General features: G+C 35.2%; 3 protein-coding genes. 1 reads left to right on the forward strand and 2 read right to left on the reverse strand.

The genetic code is table 11. From position 1 onward, the window contains the following. Nucleotides 1–84: 84 nt before the first annotated feature. The gene (locus FD33_RS02515; protein WP_025086365.1) at nucleotides 85–1,107 is read right to left on the reverse strand and encodes an SLAP domain-containing protein; all 1,023 of its coding nucleotides are present in this window, start codon (nucleotides 1,105–1,107) and stop codon (nucleotides 85–87) included. A gap of 356 nt (nucleotides 1,108–1,463) precedes the next feature. Between FD33_RS02515 and FD33_RS02520 the strand changes: the two genes are divergently transcribed. Next, nucleotides 1,464–2,828 carry an NCS2 family permease gene (locus tag FD33_RS02520; protein ID WP_404280433.1) on the forward strand — a complete coding sequence of 455 codons (1,365 nt, stop codon included), beginning with the start codon at nucleotides 1,464–1,466 and terminating at the stop codon, nucleotides 2,826–2,828. Between the two features lie 46 nt (nucleotides 2,829–2,874). Here the strand turns inward: FD33_RS02520 and FD33_RS02525 are convergent, their stop codons facing one another. Continuing rightward, nucleotides 2,875–3,537, reverse strand: a complete 663-nt coding sequence (locus FD33_RS02525) for a LytR/AlgR family response regulator transcription factor (RefSeq protein ID WP_338025588.1) — start codon at nucleotides 3,535–3,537, stop codon at nucleotides 2,875–2,877. Nucleotides 3,538–3,665: the final 128 nt, after the last annotated feature.

The following is a 3,665-nucleotide window of genomic DNA, read 5'->3' on the forward strand; positions in this document are numbered from 1 at the left end:
GATTTATTCATTATACCCTCTCTTAAAAGTTGTCTCAGGAATCAGCTTACATCCAGTTTCGTCACTTTAATCATCCCATTTCAATTATTTAAAGAGATTAATTGCAAAATAAGGTTCATAAGCAGATGAGTTAGCTAGTTCTTCTTGTAAGACATTGTCAGTAAAGATTGAGCTACCTAGTGGAATCCATTCGTTGTTTGAAACTTTAGCAAAGAAGTAACCAGCACTATTTTCAACAGTAGCATTGACTTTCCAAGCTGATCCGGCTGGAAGTGTTCTCGTCATTGAATTGCTTGAAGTATCATAAAGTTGAACTAGTTTAGCCAAAGTAACTGTAGCAGTTCCCTTACTGAATACAGAAGTATTCTTATCTTCGGTAGCTAAGACCCATTCGTTAGTAGCAACTTGATAATATTGATGTCCGTTAATTGTCTTTTCTTGAGCAACTTTCCATGAAGAACCCTTTGGTAAACTTGTTCCTAGACTAACACCATTACCATTGTATAGAGTAGCGTTTGTACGTAATGTAATTGGTTGATGTGCTGTTGGTGTAGTTACAACGGTGTGGCTGTCATTGTTTACTGAAGATGCAACATTGAAGTCTAGTGCTTTGACCCATTCGTTAGTTGCGACACGGTAGTATGGGTATGTATTAAAGAATCTAGTTTGATCAACTTTCCAAGATGAGCCTGCAGGTAAAGTTACACCTGTGGCAGTACCATTATTATTAACAATAGTAGCGGCTTTACTACCAACGGTTTCAACACGGTTGATGTAAGAAATCTCACTACTGATTGGATTGAGTAGTTTACCGTTTTGAGTGATATCCATAGCACTAGCGGCAATGTATTGGTTAGTTGCAACTTCGTAATAAGGATTACCTCCGATAGTAATTCTTTGTCCCAATTTCCATGAAGTGTAGTTAGCAAAGGCAGCACCATTGATGAAGTGACCATTAGCATCGACAGCACCGGCACCTCCGTGTCGGATAGTACCGACTAGTTGTGTGTCAGCATGAACGATTTGTGTAGTTGGTAATGTATTTAAAGCAGCAGGAGCAAGTAAAATAGCAAGAGTAGAAGCTAAAACAATTTTTTTCTTATTCATAATTAATCTCCCTATAATTAATGTATTATCCAATTACAAAACTACTACTATTGGAGTTTTTTAACTCGTTAAAGAAAGGGCTTTAAGAAAAACTTAATAGTTCGGTAAAAGACGTATAGAGGATGAAAATGTATTCCAGATTGTTCACTAATATAAAATACGTATTTTAACTAGCAATATTAAGATAAATCATCCATTACTTGTTATTTTTGAATGAAAATAAATAATTTTATTACCGAATACGAACAATATTGATGAAAAACTATATAAAAGTTTTTATTTAGCTTGAAAAAGTGCTTAAAATCTGTAATACTATATGAGTTCTCAAAAGTTTATTATTTTACAAGGGGCGAATTATATTGAATTCATTAGATAATAGGGGAAACTTGAGCTTGCTTGAGCGCTTGTTTCACTTGGAAGAAGCCAAGACGAATGTTAGACGAGAGATTTTAGCCGGTTTAACTACTTTCGTTTCAATGGCTTATATTTTGTTTGTTAATCCTCAGGTTTTGGGAGACTCAGGGATGAACAAAGGATCACTATTCACAGCTACTGCATTAACCGCTGTAGTTGGTTCAGTTTTAATGGGAATTTTGGCTAATTATCCGATTGCCATTGCCCCAGGTTTAGGTGATAATGCCTTCTTTAGTTATTCAGTTGTTATTGCGATGGGTATTCCTTGGCAAACAGCGATGGCCGGAGTATTTGTTGCCAGTTTGATTTTCTTAGTACTTTCATTGATGAAGATTCGTGAAGTAGTTATCAACGCAATTCCTAAGGATTTGAAGTTGGCGGTTGCATCCGGTTTAGGTATTTTCATTGCCTTCGTTGGTTTACAAGGTGGGGGATTGATTACAGCAAGTAAAGATTCACTTGTTGCGATTGGATCATTTACTAATCCAACTACATTACTAACGATTGCCGGATTATTAGTTACAGCAATTTTAATGGCACGTAAAGTTCCAGGATCAATTTTTATCGGAATGGTCTTCACAACAGTTGCTGGTTTAGTAACAAAACTAATTCCAGCACCAGCACATATTATTTCAGGAATACCTAGTTTGAAGCCAACCTTTGGTGTTGGTGTGGCACATATTGTTGATATCAAGGAACCTCAATTGTGGGCCGTTGTTATTATCTTCCTATTAGTAGCTTTCTTTGATACTGCTGGTACTTTGATCGGATTAGCTGAACAAGTTGATGTTATGCAAGACAAAGATGGTAAAATGCCAAGAATTGGTCATGCTTTGATGGCTGATTCTATTTCAATGGTCAGTGGTGCCGTCTTTGGGACAACTCCTCCAACAGCTTATGTTGAATCATCAGCCGGTATTGCCGTGGGTGGTAGAACTGGGTTAACATCAATTACCGTCGGAGTATTGTTCGCATTATCAATGTTCTTCTCACCATTATTGTCAGTTGTAACAGGTAACGTTACAGCGCCAGTACTAATCATCGTTGGTACTTTGATGGCACAATCAATGCGTGGAATTCAATGGGATAGATTCGAAATTGCGCTACCAGCATTCTTAACAATCGTTGGTATGCCACTAACATATAATATTTCATACGGAATTGCTTTCGGATTCCTAGTTTATCCAATTACAATGTTAGCTGCAGGTAAGAGAAAAGAAATTAATCCAATTATGTACGGATTGTTCGTAGTCTTCGTTATCTTGCTATACATTATTAATATTTTGCCAAAAGCTAGTTTGGCTTAATCAAAAAGTCCAATTGTCTCTATTATTATATAGAAGCAATTGGACTTTATTTTTTAATTAAATTCGGATGTTCTCGAGAAAAATCAACCAATCTTCTTCTTGATATATCGCAAGAGGAACCATCCTTGAAATAGATTTTTCGTTCCTTCTTATTAATAGACTGAGTGTTATTAGGATTGATCAATAAACTTTTATGGGCACGGTAGAAATAAGGTACTTTATGAGAAATAGCTTTTAAAGTATCGGGAAATTCAATATTCTGATTAACAGCATGAAGAAACACATTGGTTGTATGTTCTAAGGATTCAAAATAATTGATTTGATCAATATCGAAATTATATTGCTTCGAGCCAATACGGAAACTGAATTCTTTCAACCGTGTATTTTCTGGCTTAACCAATCTTTCAACCGTTATGTCTAAGTCAGTATATAACTTTCTTTTAATCACACTAATACCTTTTTCTTTAGAAATATAATCTAAAGGTTCCACTTTTCGTTCAAAAATCATTGGCATTAATTCTTCGTGCGTTGTAACAAAGACGATTTTCGCATCTAAATCGTTCTTTCTGATTTTAGTAGCTAAATCAATACCCTTTATTTTGGAGTTGGGAAATTCAATGTCTAATAAGAAGAATTTCATCTGGTCTGGATTGTTTTCTAAGTAGATATTTACGTCATTAGGATTTCCAGTTGATAACATTATTTTCATATCAATATCAGGGCGGGACTTAATGTAGTCCTTGATTATTAATTGATAGTACATTCTAAGTGTTTTATCATCTTCGAAAATTTCAATAACAAGTTAGCCACTTGGACAAAATAAATTGAATCCAAGTG

Source organism: Companilactobacillus paralimentarius DSM 13238 = JCM 10415 (genome assembly GCF_001434985.1).
GTDB classification, from domain to species: Bacteria; Bacillota; Bacilli; order Lactobacillales; family Lactobacillaceae; genus Companilactobacillus; species Companilactobacillus paralimentarius.

Coding starts and splice junctions, on each gene's coding strand:
- FD33_RS02515 (WP_025086365.1), bottom strand. CDS start 1,107: ATGAATAAGAAAAAAATTGTTTTAGCTTCTACTCTTGCTATTTTACTT.
- FD33_RS02525 (WP_338025588.1), bottom strand. CDS start 3,537: ATGAAAATAATGTTATCAACTGGAAATCCTAATGACGTAAATATCTAC.